This is a genomic window from Paenibacillus sp. S29 (genome assembly GCF_049319765.1).
Taxonomy (GTDB): domain Bacteria; phylum Bacillota; class Bacilli; order Paenibacillales; family Paenibacillaceae; genus Paenibacillus; species Paenibacillus polymyxa_B.
Genome location: NZ_JBMOUI010000014.1, coordinates 151,129 through 173,345 on the forward strand (window position 1 = coordinate 151,129; position 22,217 = coordinate 173,345).

Genomic DNA, 22,217 nt, shown 5'->3' on the forward strand with positions numbered 1-22,217 from the left:
TTATTTGGCTCCTTTCAGGGCGGCCAGCGGCTTGCATTTGGCTACAACTGCTGCGAGTCCTGCCCCGGTGACACTTTCGATAATATCATCTACATTTTTGTAGGCCTGTGGAGACTCGTCGATAATGCTTTCCAGCGATGCCTGATTGACCACAATTTCGTCGTCTGTTCCTACACCCAGGGCCCCTGCAAAATCGTCCACACTGACGAGTCGTTTGGTCGCAGAACGCGAGCGAATCCGGCCTGCTCCATGGCAAATGGAGTGGAAGTTATCCTGACCGCCCGGTAAACCTACCATAATATAAGAGGCTGTCCCCATAGAGCCGGGGATCAGGGCTGGATGCCCGGTCGCCTGATAAGGCCGCGGATTGTCGGGGTGTCCTGCTGGAAGAGCACGCGTAGCACCTTTACGATGCACAAACACGCTGCCGTGATCCGGATGGGATTCCTCCCAAGCATAATTGTGCATTAGATCGTACAAAGTACGCAACCCGCACTTTGTACCAAAGACATCGCGGAAGGCTTCACGCACGGAGTATGCGATGAGATGTCGGTTCACCACAGCATAATTCAGCGCCGAATACATCATATCGACATAATGTGCAGCCTCGGGGTGATCCAGCGGTGCGAATACTAGTCTTGGGTCGGAGGTACCGAGCCCGAGACGGCTCATTGCCTTGGCAATGGCAGAGGAACTGGCCTGGCTGACTGCTCCACCCCAAGCCCGTGATCCCGAATGAATCATCACAGCCACCTGACCGTCGAACATCCCCCAAGCTTCAGCTGTTTCGCGGTTTTCCTCCGCGATTTCAATCGCCTGAATTTCGACGAAGTGATTGCCTCCGCCCAGCGTGCCGAGCTGTCGGTGAGCCCGATGCCACGTACGATCTTCGACAAGATTCAGCACCTCCTCGTCAAAGGAGAACTTACTGTGCTCTACATGGGTGAGTGAGGTGGATTTCTTAGGAGTGTAGCTGTCCGGAATATATTTGTTGGGTAAGCCGTGCAGACCCTTGCGTACAATATGCTCCAGTCGGATATCCGAATAATGCCCGCGCTGGTGGGCTTCCATGGGCAAGTATTTGTCAATGGTTTTGACCAGCTTACGGCGCAGCTTGGTTTCCTTCAAAGCATCCTTGTGCAGATTGGTCAGGTGTACGCGCATGCCGCAGCCAATATCACTGCCAACGATGGAGGGAGATACATAGCCGTCCTCTATTCCCCATACAGCAGTCGTACCGATGCAGGTTCCGACGCCTACATGTACATCTGGTGTGTATCCCATATAGCGGATACCCGGAATTTGTAAATTGTTATTAGCCATCTCGAACACCTTGTAATCTAGTGAGGAGAAAAGTTGCTGAGAAGCATATACGGTCAGATCACCTGCCGGAAGCTTCATCAGATGGCTGTATGGTCCTTCATGCAAGGACGAGTCGGTTGTATGTTGTATATTCATATAAATGGGTAGTTCCCTTCTTCAAGTAAATTCATAAATACTTGCATAAAAGATTAAAAAAACAAAAAAAACCGCAGACTTGTCGTCTACGGCTTCCTGCACCGAAAGTGTCATTACATTTTATGATCAACACATCATAAATACGTAAAATAACCTGTTCTTCCAATAGCATAAAAAAATAAAAAAGCCTGGCTAATCACGCCGTCAGACAGCGTGATATCACCCATCATGTCGCCCGAACGGGGCCGATGAGACGAAAACCCAAATATGTGGTTGTATCATGCTGTCTGTCTGTCGTTATCATGTAAAGCTCAGTCATGTCTGTCGGCCCCCTTTTCTTAAAGTTAATTGCTATGTTAATGGAAACCTGTGGAAGCTGTCAACCCTGAAAGGTAGAAGTGTGGGGAAATGTGACTTTACTCACGGTGAAGTGTGAGTAACATCATAGTTCAATTGGCCCAAAGCTGATATTGTACTAAATATTCAAATATTCAGATATTGTTGAACGTTTATAGGACAATTCTGTGAGGGGGACGGAGCAGGCATGGAAGGAGATCTCCAGAAATTTAAGGCCGACTTTTTCAAAGCATTGGCTCACCCTCTGCGCATCCGCATTTTGGAGGTGCTGAGTGAAGGGGAACGGAATGTGAACGAGCTACAGACTGCGCTCGGTTCCGAAGGTTCTGCCGTATCGCAGCAATTGGCCGTTTTACGAGCCAAAAATTTGGTGAACAGTTTCAAGGAAGGTACATCGGTCGTGTATTCACTACGTGATCCGCTTTTGAAGGAGCTGCTTGCGGTGGCGCGGCGGATTTTTGACAATCATTTGGTCGAAGCGATCTCGTTGCTGGAAGGTATACGTAACGAGAAGTAATGCTATTACAGAAAAGAAGGGTTACAGGAATGAAGTGGATAGGAAGGTTCGAAGGCTATAACGCAGGGGCTTTGCGTAAGGATCTCATTTCCGGAAGTATTGTAGCGATTGTGGCGATTCCGCTTGGTATGGCGTTTGCCATTGCATCAGGAGTAAAGCCGGAATATGGGCTGTATACGACCATTGTTGCGGGAATTTTGGTTTCGCTGCTGGGAGGGTCAAAATTCCAGATCGGAGGACCTACGGGTGCATTTATTCCGATTTTGCTGGCTATTGTCATGCAATACGGTTATGAGAACCTACTCATAGCCGGTTTTATGGCGGGCATTATGCTCATTTTAATGGGTGTGCTAAGGCTGGGGGCACTGATTAAGTTTATTCCCAAGCCAGTAACAATTGGCTTTACGGCCGGAATTGCTGTGACGATATTCAGCGGTCAGATTGCTAACTTTCTCGGCTTGCGCGGGGTAGAGCGGCATGAAACTTTTCTGCCTTCCATGGCAGAGCTCATCCATCGACTTCCTTCACTGAATGTATATAGTATCCTGACGGCTTGTATCTGTCTTGCCGCGCTTATTTTGGTGCCTAAAAAATGGCCCAAGATACCCGGCTCACTGGTTGGTCTACTCTTGTCAACACTGGTGGCAGCTTTACTTTTTCCAGGGCAGGTGGCTACGATTGGCTCTGCGTATGGCGCAATTCCAGCATCTTTGCCTGAGTTACATATTCCTGCGATGACGTGGGATTTAATCGTGAAACTCTTGCCGCCAGCACTTGTTATTGCAATGCTGGGAGCTATTGAATCTTTGCTTTCAGCGGTGGTAGCTGACGGTATGACGGGAGCCCGGCATAACAGCAATCGTGAACTGGTTGGACAAGGGATAGCTAATTTGCTGACACCGCTGTTCGGTGGCATTCCTGCGACAGGTGCAATTGCCCGCACCGCCACAAATATCCGTAACGGTGCTGTTTCTCCTATGTCAGGCATCGTACATGGGTTCGTGGTGCTCCTCATCCTGGTGCTTTTCGCACCTTATGCGTCTAACATTCCGTTGGCCAGTATGGCTCCGGTGCTGATGGTAGTAGCTTGGAATATGAGTGAGCGCAAGCATTTTGCGCACATTCTCAAAACGCGGACAGCGGATTCTATTGTGCTGGTTGTCACCTTTTTGCTGACAGTTTTTACGACGCTGACAACGGCTGTGGAGGTAGGTTTAATTCTGGCAGTTGTATTGTTTGTTAAACGTATGAGCAGTACACTTTCAGTAGATAAGGTACTTCCTGATCCTTCTGTAAAACATGAAAAAGTAGGCGCCCATATGGTCACAGATCAGCATGATTGTCCACAGGTGGCTATTTACAATGTGGAAGGCCCTTTATTTTTCGGTGCAGCCTCGGTATTGGAAAACTCAGGTGTGGGAGGTCGGACTGACCACCTACAAGGGATTTTGTTGTTGCGTATGGGGAAGGTCCCTTTTATGGATATGACGGGAGAAGGTAACTTTACCGCATTAATTCAGAAATACCGGCAGTCTGGCGGAACGGTGCTTGTTTCCGGGCTCCAGCCTCAACCGCTGGCATTACTACAGAAAACCGGATGCTACGACATGATTGAACAAAAGCATTTTTTCGAACATACAGGAGAGGCCCTGACGGCTGCCCTTGCGCTGGTGAATCAGGATCATTGCTGTGGATGTAGGCAAATGGCTTTCCGAGAATGTACGAGTCTGTGCCGCAGATCGCAGCAAACCAAATCTTCCTTTGCAGATGGAGCCGTTTCGGTTCCCATACCTGTAAATAGCGGCAGATAAAATTTGTTGCTGAATGCCGAAAAATCTCTTCTAATCCCCGAAACCAAGTGCATAACAAAGACTTGCATTTGCTTCGAAAATGGAAGAGATTTTTCTCTTCTTAAAGAAAAAAAGGAATAAAATTCAAAAAAATGCTTGAATATCTGATTTTATGACACTATACTAGATTCAAAAGATACCATATGTTTCATTCTTTTGTTTTAAATTGTATTTTAATACTTGCACATTAACCTCCTCGATTACTTCTAAATTTCTTATCCTACCTTTCTCTTCATTTTTTTCACTTATCATTTTCAAACTTGTCCACCTGTTTCTACCCGATGCTCGTTCTTTACGGTCTGCACCAAGGGTTGTTCACCTCAGAATGATGACCTATGGATATCACCCCGGCGGAATCTATATTTTTTAAAGGAGGTGAGTACCAGAGGCTATTTTGTGAGCTTTTGACGTAGCTGCCCGGAAGGTTGTTCTTGAGAATTAAAAAACCAAGTAAAGGGAGATGGAAAGTATTGATTAAGTCGAAAAATATCAAAAAGACGCTGTCGGTCAGTTTTACTGCTCTTCTTGCTTTTTCTCTGATTTCTCCGGTATATGGTGATTCCAGCACAACCACCTCAGCAGGAGCATCGACGATTTCCGCCAAGGTTTCTGCCAAGCTGAACCAACAATTCAGTGCCAGTGAGTATGTCACCTATCTGGTTAAATTAAAAGATCAGGTAGATACGGAGTCAGTTGCCAAGCATGCTTTCCAAAAGGCCTCTGCAGAGCAGATTTCACCCGCTGCTGCTAAGCTTTCTGTACGTACAACGGTTGTGAACTCTCTCATGGATACAGCAGAAAAAACGCAACAATCCGTGGAGGAATACTTAAAGAAGGAAGTCAATAACGGAAACGTCAAAAAGTACAAGAGTTACTTTATCGTGAATGCATTTGCGGTAACCAGCACGAAAGAGGTCATGGATAATCTCGCCACACTTCCTGAGATCGACAAAATTTTACCGGACGAAAAGCGGGAACTGCAAAAGGTAGAAATAGATAAGGATGCCCAGCCCGTAGTTGAGGAATCTACAGCTGACCAAGCGGTTGCAGATCAAGCCGCTGTAGATACGGCTGTGACGGAAGAGAATGCGCAAAAATCAGTGGAAGAATCCGTGTATAAGGATGCTGTAACGCCGAGCCGTGTCGAGTGGAATATCTCTAAAATCAAAGCACCACAGGTTTGGGCCAAAGGCATCGACGGCAAAGGCATTGTAGTCGCCAATCTGGATACAGGCGTTGAATATACTCACCCGGCGTTGAAAAGAAAATGGCGTGGTCTGAATGCTTCCGGTCAGGTCGTTAATCCAGAACTGAGCTGGTATGATGCGGTTGATGGAGCATCACTGCCAACTGATTCAAATGGACATGGTACACATACGATGGGTACGAGCGTTGGATCGGACAGCAACGGTACGAATGAAATCGGTGTTGCCCCTGGCGCCAAATGGATTGCGGTTCGAGTATTCAATCCAGATACGACCGACTCCATCTTACTGGACGGTGGACAATGGATTCTTGCTCCTGTAGATAAAAACGGTAAAAAGCACCCTGAGCTTGCACCGGATGTGGTGAATAACTCTTGGGGCGGCGGACCTGGCCTGGATGAATGGTATCGTCCAGTCACCAAGGCGTGGAGAGCGGCTCAGATTTTCCCTGAGTTCTCCGCAGGCAACACAACATTGTCCAATCCGGGCGGACCTGGGTCTGTAGCCAATCCGGCAAATCTGCCGGAAGCCTATGCGACAGGAGCCACGGACATTAACAACAAGCTGGCTAGCTTCTCGCTGCGCGGTCCTTCTCCTTATGGAGAAGTGAAGCCTGAAATTTCGGCTCCTGGTGTCAACATCCGTTCTTCTGTACCGGGTGGAGTGTATGAGGGGGGATGGAACGGTACCTCCATGGCAGGCCCGCATACTGCTGGATTAGCGGCATTACTGCTTCAGGCCAAGCCATCGTTGACTGTGGATCAACTGGAGGATGTTATTTCAAAAACAGCGACGCCGCTGACAGACAGCCAGTATCGGACTTCACCGAACAATGGTTACGGATATGGTCTGATCGACGCGCTTGCTGCGGTGAACTCCGTACTTAAGTGAGGATTTTGCAAAAATCCCATAAGCGACTTCCAATGAACAAGATATAGAGCGAAAGATAGGATTAAGAAAGACCCCCGAAAATCCCTTTGAGCGGCTCGTACAGAGATTGCATACACCTGTTAACCGTGTAATGCACTATTACATAGCCGCAAAAAAGGGGTTTCGTACATAAAAGAATATAAAAGTCATAGAATTTCAAGAAAAATGCAAAAAAATGACTTGTATATCTGTTTTGATAACTTTATACTATTCCATAATATATGATTATATATCAATTTTTAATATAAACTGTAATGATATAACATGTTTTTCTTCGAAGTTCTCCTGCTTTTTCTCCTTGGTTTCTACTAAATTTCATCGCTTCCTATTGGAATTGTAAACTCACCTATGAAGTACCACCATCTATGAACAGCCAAATATTTTTGTGCCTCTATATTCTATGAAGGAGGTGGTCGCCAACCACATCGTGTTGCGCAACCCGTGTGTTTGATGTGTAAGGTATGAGGTCTTACTCTGTACAGGTTATTCCAGAAACATTAAACCTAGTAAAAGGAGTGGAGAAGTAATTGATTAAACCTAAACGATTCAAGAAACCACTATCTATCGGACTATCTTTGCTAATGGCCTTTTCCTTTGTTCAACCTGCTTTGGCGAATAACACACCGGATGGCTCCAAGCTGGAGCTGAAATCAGCCTCGCACAAGGTCACGACCGCGAAGGTATCCCCGAAACTGACCAAACAGTTTGAGGAGAATAACTATGTTACCTATCTGGTCAAATTAAAAGAACAGGTAGACACCAACAAGGTTTCCAAAAATGCACTCCAAAAGGCCTCACTTGAGAAAATAACACCTTCCGCTGCCAAAATGGCTGCGCGCAGCCATGTGATCAGTTCTCTGCGTGAAACGGCTTCAAGAACCCAATATGGGCTTGAAAATTATTTGGATAAGCAATCAGAGAGCGGCGGAGTGAAGGAATATAAAAGCTTTTTTATTGTCAATGCATTGGCTGTAACAAGCACCAAGGAGGTGCTGGATCATATTTCGCAGTTGCCTGAGGTCGATAAAGTCTTGCCGAATGAAACGCGTTATCTGCAAAAGGTGACGGTTGACAAGCAAGCAGAGGGAGCAAATGCCAAAACGGCTGAAACAGCGACAGCAGCAACGGCGAAGTCTGCAACGGTAGAGAAGGCTGTAGAGCTGGAGAAGGACGATGGCAAAACATCGGCTAAGCCTGGCAATGCAGGTAAGAACGCTGTAGACCCATCTACGGTGGAATGGAACATATCCCATATTAACGCGCCACAAGTGTGGGAAAAGGGAATTGACGGAACCGGAATCGTGGTTGCCAATCTGGATACAGGTGTAGATTATACACATCCGGCCCTTCATCGCAAATGGCGGGGGCTGGACGCGGCAGGCAATGTCGTGAATCCCGAGCTGAGCTGGTACGATCCGCATAGTCATGCAACGCTTCCGGTCGATCAGGAAGACGATTCCCATGGTACACATACGATGGGCACGATGGTCGGCTCTGAAGAGAACGGAACGAATCGAGTTGGCGTTGCACCTGGTGCGAAGTGGATTGCGGTTCGGATTTTTAATCCGGAAACGACGGATGCGATTATACTGGATGGCGGTCAATGGCTGCTTGCGCCAAAAGATGCCCAAGGGAATCTTCATCCCGAGCTTGCTCCAGACGTAGTGAACAACTCGTGGGGAGGTGGACCGGGTCTTGATGAATGGTTCCGGCCTGTGGTTCAGGCATGGCGGGATGCTCAAATCTTCCCCGAATTCTCCGCAGGTAATACCTCTCTTTCCAATCCGGGCGGACCTGCCTCGGTAGCCAATCCGGCAAACTATCCGGAATCCTTCGCTACTGGAGCCACGGATAGCAATGATAATCTGGCCAGCTTCTCATTGTTAGGACCATCACCCTATGGTGAGGTGAAGCCAGAAGTTTCCGCACCGGGTGTGAATATCCGGTCATCTGTCGCTGGTGGCGCCTATAAAGGTGGGTATAACGGTACTTCCATGGCGGGACCTCATGTTGCGGGCCTTGCAGCTCTGTTGCTACAAGCGAATCATTCGCTTACCGTAGATCAGCTTGAGGAAATTTTGATGAACACAGCTACACCGCGCACGGACAGCACATATCCTACTTCGCCAAACAATGGCTACGGACATGGTGTCATTAATGCGCTGGATGCAGTCGGTTCGGTCATGCAAGGTCTGGGCTCCGTGTCTGGTAAAGTTGTAACGGGTGGCGACGATCTGGAAGCACCTGTTCTCGAGCATACACCGCCCGCAGCGGCATTCGAGGGTATTGATATACCTCTGACTGCTCATGTAACGGATGATGTCGGCGTGACAGCCGTTGAGGCCTTTGCCAAAACAGCAGGTACGTCAAACTATGTATATATTCCGTTGGAACGGACCTCCGGCGACAGCAAAGATGGTACATATCAAGCGTCTATCCCGACTTTTTTGGTGGACAGCGCTGGTCTGGAATACTATATTCGTGTAAATGATTATGGTAATAATGGATTTGAAACTGAAGTATACAAGGTTAAAATCTCCAAAGGTGTAAAACCAGGCTACACACAAGACTTCGAAAAAGACATTGCCGGTATTAATATCGGTGGACAGGGCAGTGTTTGGAAATGGGGAACTCCGACAAGCGGCCCTAAAAGCGCACATTCGGGTACAAAGGTCATCGCGACTAATCTCGAAGGCCAATATCAGGCCAACTCCAACAGTTATTTTATGGCCCCTCCGATTGATCTGACCGAGAGCTCAAAAGGGGCACTGGTCAGCTTCAAGCATTGGTACGATCTTGAAAACAATTCTGATTTCGGCAAAGTGTACGTAGCAACCACAAACAATCAGAATGCGTTTGAGCAGGTATTATCGTTTACCGGCACCAGCAATGGCTGGAAAACACAATATCTTGATTTGCGGGCATTCGCGGGTCAAAAGGTATACCTCCTGTTCAACTTTACGAGTGACAATACGGTTGTGAAAGATGGCTGGTATATTGACGATCTGTCGATTCAGGAGCCAGACACCGTTGCACCTGCTGCGCCGAGCAATTTGACTGCTGAAGCAGATACTGTGGGCAACGTCACACTGGCCTGGAATGCTTCCTCCGATGAGGATGTAAAGCAGTACAAGGTGTATCGTTCTACCCAATCAGGCAAAAATTATACTTCCATCGGTACAACCTCAGCACTGACACTCACAGATACCATCACGGTCGGTGGAGCGACCTATCATTATGCAGTGGCGGCTGAGGATTATAGTGGCAATGAAGGAATCAAGTCGAATGAGGCTTCTCTGAGAGTAGACGTGCCAGATACGCTGTATAGCGATCATTTTGAAGGCAGCTCGGATAATGGCTGGACTCATTCCGGTACCAAGGATGAATGGGAACGCGGCATTCCCAAGGAAGTAGGACCAGAGAGCGCACTGTCCAGACCCAATGTGTGGGCAACCGATCTTGATAGCAATTATGAGAACGGAGCTGAATTTTCGCTGGTTTCTCCCAAAATTAATTTGCAGGCTGTACGCAACGCAACACTGACCTTCAATCACTGGTTTGAAATTGAAGCCGGCTATGATTACGGTTATGTGGAAGTGTCCAAAAACAATGGCGACACGTGGAGCGAGCTGGGCAAGTTCTCTCACAACACGAACGGGAAAAAGTGGACTCCAGTTTATTACAATCTGGATAGCTACACCGGCAATGAGATTCAAATTCGCTTCCGTTTGAAATCGGATAACAGTGTGAACAAGAACGGCTGGTACATTGACGATTTCCGTGTGCTGGGTATTCCAGCTGCGACAGTGACCAAGGACATCGTACCTGAGTCGAATATCAAGCTGGAAAAAGCGGAAGAACAATTCCCGCTGTACAAAATTACAAGCACTGAAAAGAGTGAATTCCAGGAGAAAGTGAAGCCGGCAGAAACAACGGTGGATAGTGGACGTGTCGGGCTCGACAGTCTTCCAGCCAGCGCTACGGTTACGGTATTGGAAACCGGACGTTCGGTGAAAACGGATCCGACTACAGGCAAATACAGCTTCACTCATGTAGCGGGCGACTATACGCTGAAGGCTGAAGCCTATGGTTATGTGCCTCAAACGAAAGCAGTCACGATTGAGAATAACAAAGTCATCAGAGCAAACTTTAGTCTTCAGGCCGTACCTCACGGTACGATTCACGGGGTCATTACCGACAAGCAATCCGGTGAACCGATCCAAAAAGCGAAAGTGTTGGTGCTGGAGGATGCACGTATTGCTCCGGTAGAGACGAATGAGGCTGGAGAATTTACGCTGGACGTGCTGGAAGGAACATACACATTGTCCATTTCAGCTGAGAATTATTATAGCGACAGTGTATCCGTTACTGCTCCTGCGAACGGTAGTGTGGAAGCGAATGTCACGTTGAAACCTTTCATCGGGTTCCAGGGAGGCATTGCCTACGATGACGGGACAGGAGAAAATGCTAGAGCCTTTAACGCGGCAGGCAATTCATGGGCAGTCAGAATGACGCCTGAGTCGGAAGTGGCTCAAGTGACAGGAGCATCGCTTTTGTTCTGGAACTCTGCCTTCCCGAATCCGGGAGGAACGGCATTCCAATATTCTATCTATGACGCCTCCGGTGCGGCAGGAGCACCTGGACGATTATTAGCTGGTCCATTCGACGGGACTGCCGTAAGGGATGAGACACAATGGACGACGGTGCAGCTTCCAGAGCCGGTGACGGTTCAAGGTGACTTCTACATCGTATATACACAGTCTGCTGTAGGCACACAGTCGCCAGGTCTTGCTACAGATGAGAGTGGCCCGAATGCACTTCGCAGCTGGCAAGGTGTAAGCGGAGCATGGAGCCAATCACCTGAGGAGGAAGGGAACTACATGATCCGGGCTATCGTCAGATATCCGGTGAATGCTCCAACGATTACGACTCCTACGAAGGCTACGTATACGCAGGAAGAGTCGATTACCGTAACAGGAACTTCCCCGGCAGAAGGAGCCGATATTCAGCTCTTTAACGGTAAGGAACTGGCTGGCACAACGAAAGTGAAGGATCGTCAGTTCAGTTTGTCGGTTGATCTTCAGCCAGGTGCTAATCCGCTAAGTGTTCAAGCAGCGGTATACGGCAAATTAACGGATCGTTCCGAAACGGTAGTTGTGACGCTCGATCAGACTAAACCGGGTCTGATCCTGACTTCTCCTGATGAAGGAGCCCGTACGAACGCGGGTGTAGTTAGTGTTATCGGTACCGTGTACGACGAGTTCCTCACCGAATTGTCGATTAACGGTGAGCCCGCTGAATTTGGAAGTGATGGCAGCTTTAACAAGCGATTGCTTATCAACGAAGGCGAAAATCAAATTACGGTGACGGCCAAGGATCTTGCCGAAAACGAAACAACCGTTACGCGCTCGGTGTATGTCGATTCAGCTCTGCCGAAGCTTGAAAACATTAGCCCTGCTGAGGATGTGCGTATTACTCCAGGGCAGTCGGTACGAGTATCCTTTGACAGTGCATCCGGTTTGGAGGCGTCCTTCCATGTGGAGCTGCCTTTCAACCTGTCCACTTTGGGCCGCAACGATATTCCATTAAATGAAACTTCGTCAGGCCACTATGAAGGTACTTATTTCACTTCATCTTCTCTGAACCTGGAAGGCGGAGTCATCGTGATCCGGGTAAGGGATGCAGCGGGAAATGAAGTGGAGACGGAGGCGCCGGGAAAATTGTATGTAACCAATGGTGGAGGACAGAACCCTGATCCGAATCCACCTACATCCAATGAAAAGCCAGTAGCCATTATTCAGGCTAATGAATCAGCTAAGAAGAACAAAAATGTACAATTTAACGCCAAAGCTTCCCGTGATGTAGATGGTGAAATCGTCAGCTACAGCTGGAATTTTGGCGATGGCGATACGGCAGTCGGTTCCAAGGTGAAGCATAAATTCACCACAGCTGGAACGTATACCGTAGAGCTAACGGTGACGGATAATGACGGCGCAAGCGGTAAGACTGTGCATACGATCACGATCCGTTAACAGCCAGTAGGAAAGGGAAGGCTTCTTTTAGAATAGCAATGAAGGCCCACAGCAAGCCACGGTTTATAGAGGCTGCTGTGGGCCATTTTTAATTGTCGAGCCGTTCAGGAAGCGATACAATGAATAATGCTCATAAAGTGAATCGTTTCACAATAATATTTTTTAGCAGGAGAGGATTATATGATTCATTTGCAAAAAGAAAGCGGACGTATCCGTCTTGTGCTGGATGCCTATTTTATGGGGGAAGATATCATTGTACTCATTTCTGGCGGTGATCAGCCGCATTTGGGAACGATTACAGCAGGGGCCAGGCTCGAGCCGATTCAAACTGTGCAATTACAAAACCATAAGGAATTTTATATTACCGAAGAAATTGCAGTTCGCTTGCGAAAAGAGTTTGCGGGCAATTTTGCCATTTGCTGCGGGGCACATTTGGATCATGCAACCAAGGACGAAATCAGAGTGCTGACAGATATGGCTATACAACTGGGAAAAGAGCTCATTGGAGAACTCAAGCAAGCACGCTAGTAGCGACCTTTTTAAGTGAACTCCTGAAAGAGCAGATTGCGATAGGGATACTTGCTAAAGGGATACTTAAAAAGCAAGGCAAAGCCATCATCCTCAATTTGTACGGATTTCAGCGCAGAGGATGGAATTAAACTACGGATCATGACATGAACTGCACGCTGGTCTTGTCTGTTGATCGCTTTAGCTAAGGCAGAAGCAAAACATGGATTGCGTGCCAATTCGCGATACAGTGGAAAAACGGCTTTTGCGATGGCGCGATGAACTCTCGGCTCAAACGTAAACTGCACAGTCCCCGGTGGAATCGTCGTTCCATTCGTATAATAGAGCATCGGTGGCTGAGCTAAAAAGGAAATGAAGTAGCCGATGCCATTCGTGCCTAAGCCTTGTTTGGCGGCAAATGGCGCTACTGAGCAGAGAAGGGATTTCATCCGATCCAAATTGCCCTGAACGACAGCTCGTGACCATTGGACGGCAAAAGCACGTCGGGTTGCAATAGCTTTGTAAAAAGGCAGCATGGCAGCGGATATTTTCCTAAGTGTTTCTGCATTTAAACGTTTGTGAGGCGAGCCCTTTCTGCGGGATGTTGCACGATATAGCATAGCTCCGACCTCCTTGGCAGGATGCTCTCATGGAGCGCAATTGATCTGTAACAGGTAAAATACTGTATGCCCGGTTACCTCAAAAAGTGCTAATATCGCTAGGTTTCTTCTTTTTAACGTTCTAATTTAAAAAATTGAAATAAGTACTGTCCTGATTTGTAAGATTGTGGTACCCTAGAACTTATATAATTGCTATTTTACTTATTGGAGTTGAATTTAACGGATGAGTGATTTGTACAAGGAGCCTCGATCTTCCGATCCTTTTCAGGAGACGAACGATTATAACGCCCCATTTAACCCGCCCCCAGTAGTTCCACCTACGAATAGTAAAGCTGTTGCCTCGATGGTGCTCGGGATTTTATCTGTGGTCATTCCCTATATCGGGTTGATTATCGGAATTGTGGGTATTATTTTGTCCAGTCTTTCCCTGAAGGAAATTAACCGTCATGGCGAGCAAGGCAGAGGTATGGCCATTGCTGGATTGGTATGTAGTATTATCGGTACACTGATTTATACACTGATCATCATTTTTATAGTTATTGTTTTTATTGTAGCGGCCTCCAGTGGCGATCCGGATATTTTTTCAGACATTTAATGAATTGAAGAATGCTTGAGTCAGACAAACCATTCACGATTTGACTATTGGATGTTATGATAAAAGGAGTCCAATGAAGGAGAGTGAAGCCGTATGGCACGTACTCAAACACAAAAAGCGCTGAGCAAGGCAAAACGCGCTGGAATCTATTGTGCGGCACAGAGCCGCAAAACGAATGACCATTATGGCGAGATTTCACAGCACATACGAATGAAGCCGACCAAGCAAGAACAATTACAAAAGGTCAAGCACAAGAAGCGAATCGTTCAGAGCGACGCTTCTTTTTTTTGTCTTTAGCGAGAATTTTTTTTGATTTTATAGAAGTTGTCACAATCAGGAGACAGTATTCGTTATACAGATAATGACGGACACACAAGGAGGTGATCCTATGGAACGGTTCAGCCCCGGGGCCAACGACCATACAGAACATGTAGAATCCGTCGTGGAACGCGTCAAAGCTGGCGATCAACAGGCTTATGCCACCATCATACGTACTTATGAAAAGCAGATATATATGTACTGCTATTACATTCTGAAAAACCGCGAGGAAGCGGAGGATGCGGTACAGGATATATTTATCAAAGTATATCAGGCAATAGGTAAATATAGACAGCAGGTTTCCTTTTCGGCGTGGCTTTATAAAGTAGCGTACTATCACTGCCTGGATCAAATTAGGAAAAAAAGCCGCTGGCATCGATTAATATCGATCCAAAAAGAGCAACAGCAACAGCAACATCTAGATGATTACTATCCATCCGATGATGAACGCGAAGTCGATGAGCTTCTAATGAATCTGAATTCGGAAGAAAGAAATCTTGTGCTGTTGAAAGCTGTTGAGCAGTACAGCTTTGAGGAGATCGGAGAAATTATGGATTGCAAGCCCGCGACTTTGCGAAAAAAGTATGAACGGTTACGCAAAAAGCTGATTCAGCAGAAAATGAAAAAAGGAGGGCTAACGAATGAGCGCATGGCAGGATCAAACTGAACACGAGCAAATGGAGCAAATCCGTCGCACGGTCCAAAATAAGAAGATGCCTCAGGTTAGCTATACGGATGACATTATGAAGAGGTTGGGGGAAATGGACAGGGGGAGCGGGAAGTTAACGTACAAAAAAGGCACATGGACCAAAAGAGTGGCCGTTAGTGCGTCTGTAGCGGCAGTGTTGGGAGGACTGGTGTTGGGAAGCGGTTTTGTGTCCCCAGCTATGGCCGAAACGTTAAAAAACATCCCGTTGATCGGCAGCGTATTCCAATATAATTTTGACAGAAGCTTGCAGCAAGCCAGTAAATCTGGATTGACGACGACACCCCATTTGAGTGTATCCCGCGATGGAGTGACCTTGAACATCAAAGAGGTTATGTTTGACGGAACACGGCTGGTGTTCATGATTGAACGCCAAGGGGTAGAAGATGAGAGGATTATGTCCCCTTATTTGCCCGAGGAAGCCGTGAGTGTCGAGGGGAATACATTGGAGAAGGTACCCGTGGAAAAGCAAAAAAAGGGGTATTTGTTCACACCTAAGGTCTTTATTGAAGGACAAAAGATGGTGTACGGTTCGTTTACGGACGCGGTTGGCAAAAAGGAAGACGGCAAGCTCATCGACAATATGGCTATGTATGAAATCACCAAAGGACTGTCGGAGAAAAATCTATCTGACGAATTTGAGATTACAGTAAAAGTGAATGTGAGCGGCTTCCATGAGCCATTTGAATTTCAGGTGCCGGTGAAGAATTTATCCAAAAACAAAATTTTGCTGAAGCCTGATAAGACACAGGGCAGCGGAACGTTCAGTTACACGGTGAAGCAGATCGAGCTGACTCCGGTAACAACCCGTCTTATTGTGGACAGCAAGGGCAAAGTACCGAGCACCGCGGAGCAATCAGGCGATTTTAGTGCGACTAAAATGTATTACGACATTGTGGATCAGGACGGAAATCAGCTGGAGCAACATATGTTAGGTCTGTTCCATCGCAGTCCTGATTCCGAATACCATGAGGATGAAGCATACAGTCCATTTACAAAAACACCGACCTCCATTACGATCAAGCCGTACACTATGACGGTTAAGAAGGACTGGTCTGTGATAGAGGATCAAGAGGAAAATTGGGCCAAAACATATCATAAGGATTTGGAAATGACGATCCCAGTCCCATCTCAATGATAAAACAACCCAACCCGGACGATAAAGGAGAGGAAATACGAATGAAGCAATATATTAAAGTGAAGCGTATAATATTCAAATCGGCTATTCTAGCTTCAGTAACTATGATTATGGGTACAGGAGTGACGATTTCCGATACTGCATGGAAAATCCAGGCAGCAGCTATACAATCAACTGCCCCGGCGGCAAGCGCAAGCAGTCTGACACGGGATGGCGTCACACTGACGGTCAAAAAGGTGAAATATGACGGGATTCGTCTGACCGTGCAAATTGAACGCAAGGGGATCAACAAGATCAGTACAATGCCTCCTTTCAGCAAGGACAAATCCCGGAAGTTAGAAAAGGGTTACCTAATAGATCCTCAAATATCTATTAATGGAGAAAAAATAAGTTTATTGAGAGTCTCAAACGCGGTATTCGACGAAAATAAAAAAATGTTGGATAATACATTAGAAATCGCAATAGACAAAGGATTATCTGAAAAAAATCTGCCAGACTCATTTGAAATGGCATTAAAAATCAATGTTAGCGGCATTAAAGAACCATTTTCATTTAAGGTGCCTGTGCAGAATACGGTGAAGGACAAACTGGTCCTTAAGCCGGAAAAAACGCAGAGCAGCGGAGATTTCAGTTATACCGTCAAGCAGATTGAGCTCTCCTCGGCCAATACCCGGATCATTATTGACAGCAATGGTAAAGTGCCAAGTACATCCAAACAGACTGGAAATTGGAGTGCAACCAAGATGTATTATGACATTGCGGACCCGCAAGGCAAACTGATTGCTCAAGAATTGATGGGGATTTATAACAAGGCTCCGGCGCTTAATTATCACGAAGTTGAAATGTATGCTCCGTTTGCAACCAGACCCTCTTCCATCACCATCAGGCCGTATACGCTGACCGTCAACAAGAAGTGGAGCGAATCGTTCAGGCAACGCTTCTTTTGTGCTTCGAAAGATTCAATCCATTACTGCGAAAAAGGACTTGATAATAATTATCATTCTTGTTAGAATATCATAAGAAAGAAGGAACCCGGGCATGGGCTCCTTCATTATAAAACTAGGTCTGAAATCAAAGATTTACTTGGCTTCGAAGGTTTTGCAGTCTGTTTCTTCGGATTTGTGAGTGTCTTCAGGTCTGTTGCTTACGATATAAATGGAGCTAGCGCTACATTTATTTTCTTGGGCCCAGTACGTACATGAATTGACTTCACACAGAACGTCTTTTGCCATGTTGTACACCTCCTTATATGGTTGTGATGGGCTGAGCAAATAGTATCACGGTCAGTCAAGGTAGGACTTGTCCAACTGTGTTTACCCTCTTGTTAGGAAGAGGGATTTTGCTATGCCTACTTGTACAATATCAAATGAAATTTAAAATTGCAATGTTTGCTTCATTTTGCAGTTCGAAGCGGACACAAGTGTCCCTTTAAATTAAAAAACAAAAGCTGTCCTCCATGCAGAACGAAATGTTTCTCTGCTGGAGAACAGCTTTTTTTGTTTTTCTGACATAATGACGATATGAAAAGACTTAGCGCACGTTAGGAATATTTACGATGGGATCGATGTCAGCATCATAGTCTACGCCCTCGAACTCAAAGCCGAACAGTTGGAAAAATTCGTGACGATATCCTTCAAGATCTGACAATTCGTAGATATTGTTGGTCGTCAGCGCCTCCCATATCTTCTCAACCTCTGCCTGTACGTCTTCGCGCAGTTCCCAATCATCAATACGAATACGTCCTTCTTCATCTACAGGAGTTTCTGGTGCGTACAGACGCTCAGCAAACAGGCGGTAGCTCTGTTCTACGCACCCTTCATGCAGCCCTTTTTCCTTCATTACCTTATATAAAGCAGAAATATACAGAGGAACGACAGGGATAGCGGAGCTAGATTGGGTAACGAGTCCTTTGGTGACTGCGACGAAGGCGCGTCCGCCTGTAACTTTCAGCTGATCGTTCAGCTGATGCGCTGTCTCCTCCAAATGATCCTTTGCACTTCCGATACTGCCTTCTCTGTAGATGGCTTGCGTAATATCTGAACCAATATACGAAAAGGAGAAGGTCGTTGCAGTATCAGCCAATACACCGCCTTCACGCAAGGCGTCAATCCACAATTTCCAGTCCTCACCACCCATAACCTCTACAGTTGCTTGTACTTCTTCTTCTGTTGCGGGTTCAAGCGTCACGCTGCTGACTTCCCCGGTGTGGAAGTTAACGGTCTTGTTTGTGTAAGGCTTACCAATAGGTTTGAGCACGGAATTAAACGTTTCGCCTGTGCGAGGATTTGTACGGCGACCTGAAGCGACACTGTAAACCACCAGATCGACTTGTCCCAGTTCTTCGCGAATGGCTTCCACCGTTTTGGCTTTGACCTCATCCGAGAAGGCATCGCCTATCACGCTTAAGGATTTAAGCCCAGCTTCCTGAGCAGCTTTTTCAAATGCAGCAGAATTGTACCAGCCTGCCGATGCTGTACGTGTGGCCGTAGCATTACTAGGGCGATATACACCAATTGTATTGGCACGCGCACCGAAGGCGGCAGTAATGCGAGAAGCCAACCCATATCCGGCAGATGCCCCGATCACAAGTACATTACGGGGTCCCTGGATAGCAGGACGGGCCTGTACATAGTCAATTTGCTCCTGAACATGTTGGGCACAGCCCACCGGATGAGCAGTGGTGCAGATAAAGCCACGTGTTCTTGGTTTGATAATCATGTTATTGTAATTCCTCTCTTCTTGTAGCGATCTTCACCCTTACTATTTTAACTTTTAACTATTTTTTTTCAAACGTGGATTTCAGTAAGTACCCTTTTTACCCAAAAGTGTATCCTTGCACGGGGTGGCAAGTGCCTAAGGGCCTGCATATGATGCTGTAACGATAAATACGAGAAGGGAGAGAGCTGCTTGAAGAATAAGAGCCGCAAAACCATAAGAAACAAAAAGCCGCTCTATAGTGTAATTGACCCGGATATGAATGAATTAAGTATGATACAGCGTGTGAAGCCACAGCCTGCGGGGAGGGAGACAGAAGCAAGACTTCATCAAGTTGCTTCTCCGCCTCCCCCAACCAAAGAGGAGCCGGAGCTACAGACTGTTGTCGAACCTGAAATCGAGGTTTCGCATGAGACAGAGGTTGAAGGTGCGGATGCAGAGGAGACTCAAGTGTCGATAGAGGAACCCCAAGAGCTAGAACCAGAACCACAACCAGAGCCGGAGCCAGAACCAGAACCTGATCCAATTGATGTGGAGGAAATTTTGAGCAATAAGAAGGCCCCACATGTAAACAATGCTTTCATCTATACAGACGATTTGAGCGATTTCGCTGTGACGGGTGAGAAGATCGCTCCCGCTTCCATAGATTTCAGCAAGCTGAAACAAGAAAGCATCCACACGGAATCTCTGGCGGATTATGCCGTTCAAACGATTAAGATAGCCGACGGTGCTGTGACTTCTTCGAAGATTGCCGCAGACTCCATTACGGTGGAACATCTGTCGGACGCATCGGTGTCAGGCAGTAAATTGCAGGATCGCTCCATCGGCGGTGAAAAACTTCGAGATGGTAGCATCACTCCTGAGAAGCTGGCTGATAAGATTATCAGCGGTGATCATATTGCGAATGGCTCCATTGAGAGCCGTCACTTCAAGCAATGGATCGTGTCTTCAGATATGCTTCAAGATCAGTCGGTCACCTCGGATAAAATTCGCAGTGGTACGATTCAATCGAACAATTTGGCTAATGAAGCTGTCGACAGCTCCAAGCTGGGTGATCAATCTGTGACCACTTCCAAACTGCGGGATGGTGCTGTGGATGGAGCTAAAATCCAAGCTGGCAGCATTGAGAGTGCACACCTGACCGAGCATGCCGTTCATGCAAGGCATCTGGCCCCCGGTTCGATTAATCGCAAGCAGCTATCCAATGGAATTGTGGGTAAGGAACAATTGGAGGAAGGCGTTGTTAGCGGGCGTCATCTGGAGTCTGAGGCAGTGACCAGTGCGCACATTCAGGCTGGAGCGATTGAAAGAAAGCATCTGAGTCCTGGCTCCATCGGGGAAGAGCAGCTTGGAACGGGCCAAGTGACAGCCCGCCACCTGGCGGATCGGAGCATTCAGTCCAATAAACTGGCAGATCAATCTGTAGGCTCATTGCAAATTGTCGATCAATCCGTCACTTCATCCAAAATATCGGATCAGAGCATTTTACCACACAAAATTGCCGACGAGGCGGTACTTACCAGACATATTGCTACAGCAGCCATACAAGGTCCCCAAATTTCTCCGGAGGCAGTCTCTTCCGTACACCTCCAGTCGGAAATCATTCGAAAAGATCATATTGCATCGGAGGCGGTTACGGAGCAACATTTGCATTCCGGGGCTGTGACGAGCGAGAAATTAGGGAAGGGAGCAGTGCTGGAACACCATGTGGCGAATCAGGCTATCAAGGAAAATCACATTGCCTCGAGCGCGATTAAGTCTGACAAAATTGCTGACGAAGCAGTGACAGAACCTAAAATTGCCACAGGAGCGGTAACTGGAAATAAGATTGCCCCTCAAGCCATTACACACGCACACATTGCAACGGGGGGAATTCGTGAAAACCACCTTGCCGACAACAGTGTGGGTGGAAAGGCATTGCAGGCTCAATCCGTCGATTCGACCCATCTGGCCCAGAGTTCTGTGCTGAGCAAACATCTTGGGGAAGACAGTGTTGGAACCTCGGCTTTGCAAGAACAGTCCGTTACTGCGGACATACTAGGTGAAGGCGCTGTTCAAACCGCGCATTTGGCCAGCGGAGCGGTGTACTCCCATCATTTGCAGGATCATGCCGTTACTTCACTGAAACTATCGCCGGAAAGTGTGGCCACGGATAAAATCAATGATTTGGCGATTACGGCTCCTAAGTTAGCTGAGGGTAGTGTCACTTCCTCTAAGCTGTCTGCTCGTTCCGTGCAGCCGTGGCATATTACGGATAAAGCGGTGCAGAGTAACCATCTGGCTGTTGAAGCGGTGGAGGCGAATCATCTCGCTCCGGAATCCGTCAACTCTAATCATTTGCAATCTGCATCGGTCCAAACCAAACACCTCGCCCCCGACAGTGTATCGGGTCATGCACTTCAGTCAGAAAGTGTCACCTCTGAGAAGCTAGCGGCCCGTGCTGTGCAGGCTTCCAATCTGGCAGAAAACAGCGTGGGTCCCGGACATTTGGCTGCGCAAGCCGTACACACTCAGCATTTGGCTGCAGGAGCAGTACAGGAGACGGAATTAGCCCAGAACGCTGTAAAGTCTGTACATCTTGCGCCCGAATCCATCCAATCGGAGCACTTGCAAAGCGGGGTCATTCAGGGAGAGCATATCGCATTGCAGGCTATAGCGACTCCGGCCTTACAGGATGAATCGGTCACCTCTGCCAAACTGTCGGAGGGAAGCGTAACTCCCACCAAACTGTCTGCCCATGCCGTGCAGTCCGGACATATTATGGACGAAGCTGTACAAAGCAACCATTTGGCTGTGGCGGCCGTGGATTCGGCACATCTGGCTGCAGGAGCGGTCACCTCGGTGCATCTACAGGCTTCCTCGGTGCTCACGAGACATTTGGCCCCGGATAGTGTGTCCGGTCGTGCGCTTCAAGCGGAAAGCGTCACCTCGGAAAAGCTGGCAGCGCGCTCAGTACAAGGAATGAACCTCGCAGAAGGCAGCATCGGCCCTTCACATCTTTCTGCGCAGTCGGTGCACACTCGGCATCTGGCAGCTGGAGCAGTACAGGATAGAGCACTGGCAGAGGGTGCAGTGAAGTCCGTGCACATCGCTCCGGAATCCATCCAGCCACATCATCTGCAAATTGGAAGCATTCAGGGAGAGCATATCGCGTCACAGTCCATATCGACCGATGCTTTGCAGGATGAGTCCGTTACGTCCGACAAACTGGCGGATGAGGGCGTGACTGCCGCCAAGCTGTCTGCCCACTCGGTCCAGCCGTGGCACAT

Annotated in this window: 14 protein-coding genes and 1 pseudogene; 11 read left to right on the forward strand and 4 right to left on the reverse strand. The window is 47.5% G+C overall.

All coding sequences use genetic code 11. The annotated features are described in order from the left end of the window. Window positions 1-1,458: an RtcB family protein gene (locus tag ACL9RM_RS21555; RefSeq protein WP_250266454.1), complete on the reverse strand. Its 1,458-nt coding sequence runs from the start codon at window positions 1,456-1,458 to the stop codon at window positions 1-3. A 544-nt stretch (window positions 1,459-2,002) separates the two neighbouring features. On the opposite strand from ACL9RM_RS21555, the gene ACL9RM_RS21560 reads away from it, so the two are divergent. The 5 genes from ACL9RM_RS21560 to ACL9RM_RS21580 all read left to right on the forward strand — a co-directional run bounded on the left by ACL9RM_RS21560 (window position 2,003) and on the right by ACL9RM_RS21580 (window position 12,877). Next, the gene (locus ACL9RM_RS21560) at window positions 2,003-2,332 is read left to right on the forward strand and encodes an ArsR/SmtB family transcription factor (RefSeq protein WP_061828729.1); all 330 of its coding nucleotides are present in this window, start codon (window positions 2,003-2,005) and stop codon (window positions 2,330-2,332) included. Window positions 2,333-2,361: 29 nt separating this feature from the next. Then, on the forward strand, window positions 2,362-4,143 hold the full coding sequence (locus ACL9RM_RS21565) for a SulP family inorganic anion transporter (RefSeq protein ID WP_250266453.1): 1,782 nt from the start codon (window positions 2,362-2,364) through the stop codon (window positions 4,141-4,143). A gap of 509 nt (window positions 4,144-4,652) precedes the next feature. Continuing rightward, window positions 4,653-6,278 (forward strand): S8 family serine peptidase, encoded by a 1,626-nt coding sequence (locus tag ACL9RM_RS21570; protein ID WP_069290144.1) that lies wholly within the window; start codon window positions 4,653-4,655, stop codon window positions 6,276-6,278. A 566-nt stretch (window positions 6,279-6,844) separates the two neighbouring features. After that, window positions 6,845-12,349, forward strand: a complete 5,505-nt coding sequence (locus ACL9RM_RS21575) for a S8 family serine peptidase (protein WP_250266452.1) — start codon at window positions 6,845-6,847, stop codon at window positions 12,347-12,349. 180 nt (window positions 12,350-12,529) lie between these two features. Continuing rightward, on the forward strand, window positions 12,530-12,877 hold the full coding sequence (locus tag ACL9RM_RS21580) for a hypothetical protein (protein ID WP_023989817.1): 348 nt from the start codon (window positions 12,530-12,532) through the stop codon (window positions 12,875-12,877). A gap of 11 nt (window positions 12,878-12,888) precedes the next feature. Here the strand turns inward: ACL9RM_RS21580 and ACL9RM_RS21585 are convergent, their stop codons facing one another. Further along, window positions 12,889-13,476: a hypothetical protein gene (locus tag ACL9RM_RS21585; RefSeq protein WP_235308941.1), complete on the reverse strand. Its 588-nt coding sequence runs from the start codon at window positions 13,474-13,476 to the stop codon at window positions 12,889-12,891. A 223-nt stretch (window positions 13,477-13,699) separates the two neighbouring features. Between ACL9RM_RS21585 and ACL9RM_RS21590 the strand changes: the two genes are divergently transcribed. The 5 genes from ACL9RM_RS21590 (at window position 13,700) to ACL9RM_RS21610 (ending at window position 17,243) form a co-directional block, all read left to right on the forward strand. After that, window positions 13,700-14,071: a DUF4190 domain-containing protein gene (locus ACL9RM_RS21590; protein ID WP_025720792.1), complete on the forward strand. Its 372-nt coding sequence runs from the start codon at window positions 13,700-13,702 to the stop codon at window positions 14,069-14,071. A gap of 93 nt (window positions 14,072-14,164) precedes the next feature. Continuing rightward, window positions 14,165-14,368 carry a hypothetical protein gene (locus tag ACL9RM_RS21595; protein WP_049816899.1) on the forward strand — a complete coding sequence of 68 codons (204 nt, stop codon included), beginning with the start codon at window positions 14,165-14,167 and terminating at the stop codon, window positions 14,366-14,368. A 91-nt stretch (window positions 14,369-14,459) separates the two neighbouring features. Continuing rightward, the gene (locus ACL9RM_RS21600; RefSeq protein WP_250260722.1) at window positions 14,460-15,056 is read left to right on the forward strand and encodes an RNA polymerase sigma factor; all 597 of its coding nucleotides are present in this window, start codon (window positions 14,460-14,462) and stop codon (window positions 15,054-15,056) included. Next, window positions 15,031-16,233: a DUF4179 domain-containing protein gene (locus ACL9RM_RS21605; protein ID WP_250266451.1), complete on the forward strand. Its 1,203-nt coding sequence runs from the start codon at window positions 15,031-15,033 to the stop codon at window positions 16,231-16,233. The genes ACL9RM_RS21600 and ACL9RM_RS21605 overlap by 26 nt, the downstream gene beginning before the upstream one ends. A 41-nt stretch (window positions 16,234-16,274) precedes the next feature. Next, window positions 16,275-17,243: a DUF5643 domain-containing protein gene (locus tag ACL9RM_RS21610; protein ID WP_250266450.1), complete on the forward strand. Its 969-nt coding sequence runs from the start codon at window positions 16,275-16,277 to the stop codon at window positions 17,241-17,243. A 69-nt stretch (window positions 17,244-17,312) separates the two neighbouring features. Here ACL9RM_RS21610 and ACL9RM_RS21615 read toward each other — a convergent pair whose 3' ends face one another. Both ACL9RM_RS21615 and fabV read right to left on the reverse strand, forming a co-directional pair. Continuing rightward, window positions 17,313-17,465 carry a DUF1540 domain-containing protein gene (locus ACL9RM_RS21615; protein ID WP_013311427.1) on the reverse strand — a complete coding sequence of 51 codons (153 nt, stop codon included), beginning with the start codon at window positions 17,463-17,465 and terminating at the stop codon, window positions 17,313-17,315. A gap of 298 nt (window positions 17,466-17,763) precedes the next feature. Next, a complete protein-coding gene (gene fabV / locus ACL9RM_RS21620; RefSeq protein WP_250266449.1) occupies window positions 17,764-18,951 on the reverse strand; it encodes an enoyl-ACP reductase FabV in 1,188 nt (395 codons plus the stop codon). A 189-nt stretch (window positions 18,952-19,140) separates the two neighbouring features. Here fabV and ACL9RM_RS21625 point away from each other — a divergent pair. Next, window positions 19,141-22,217 (forward strand): annotated as a pseudogene (locus tag ACL9RM_RS21625) (hypothetical protein); the annotation flags it as partial.

Bases quoted from the DNA above. Each gene is read 5' to 3' on its own strand.
- ACL9RM_RS21555 (WP_250266454.1), bottom strand. From the start codon at position 1,458: ATGAATATACAACATACAACCGACTCGTCCTTGCATGAAGGACCATAC.
- ACL9RM_RS21560 (WP_061828729.1), top strand. From the start codon at position 2,003: ATGGAAGGAGATCTCCAGAAATTTAAGGCCGACTTTTTCAAAGCATTG.
- ACL9RM_RS21565 (WP_250266453.1), top strand. From the start codon at position 2,362: ATGAAGTGGATAGGAAGGTTCGAAGGCTATAACGCAGGGGCTTTGCGT.
- ACL9RM_RS21580 (WP_023989817.1), top strand. From the start codon at position 12,530: ATGATTCATTTGCAAAAAGAAAGCGGACGTATCCGTCTTGTGCTGGAT.
- ACL9RM_RS21585 (WP_235308941.1), bottom strand. From the start codon at position 13,476: ATGCTATATCGTGCAACATCCCGCAGAAAGGGCTCGCCTCACAAACGT.
- ACL9RM_RS21590 (WP_025720792.1), top strand. From the start codon at position 13,700: ATGAGTGATTTGTACAAGGAGCCTCGATCTTCCGATCCTTTTCAGGAG.
- ACL9RM_RS21595 (WP_049816899.1), top strand. From the start codon at position 14,165: ATGGCACGTACTCAAACACAAAAAGCGCTGAGCAAGGCAAAACGCGCT.
- ACL9RM_RS21600 (WP_250260722.1), top strand. From the start codon at position 14,460: ATGGAACGGTTCAGCCCCGGGGCCAACGACCATACAGAACATGTAGAA.
- ACL9RM_RS21605 (WP_250266451.1), top strand. From the start codon at position 15,031: ATGAGCGCATGGCAGGATCAAACTGAACACGAGCAAATGGAGCAAATC.
- ACL9RM_RS21610 (WP_250266450.1), top strand. From the start codon at position 16,275: ATGAAGCAATATATTAAAGTGAAGCGTATAATATTCAAATCGGCTATT.
- ACL9RM_RS21615 (WP_013311427.1), bottom strand. From the start codon at position 17,465: ATGGCAAAAGACGTTCTGTGTGAAGTCAATTCATGTACGTACTGGGCC.
- fabV (WP_250266449.1), bottom strand. From the start codon at position 18,951: ATGATTATCAAACCAAGAACACGTGGCTTTATCTGCACCACTGCTCAT.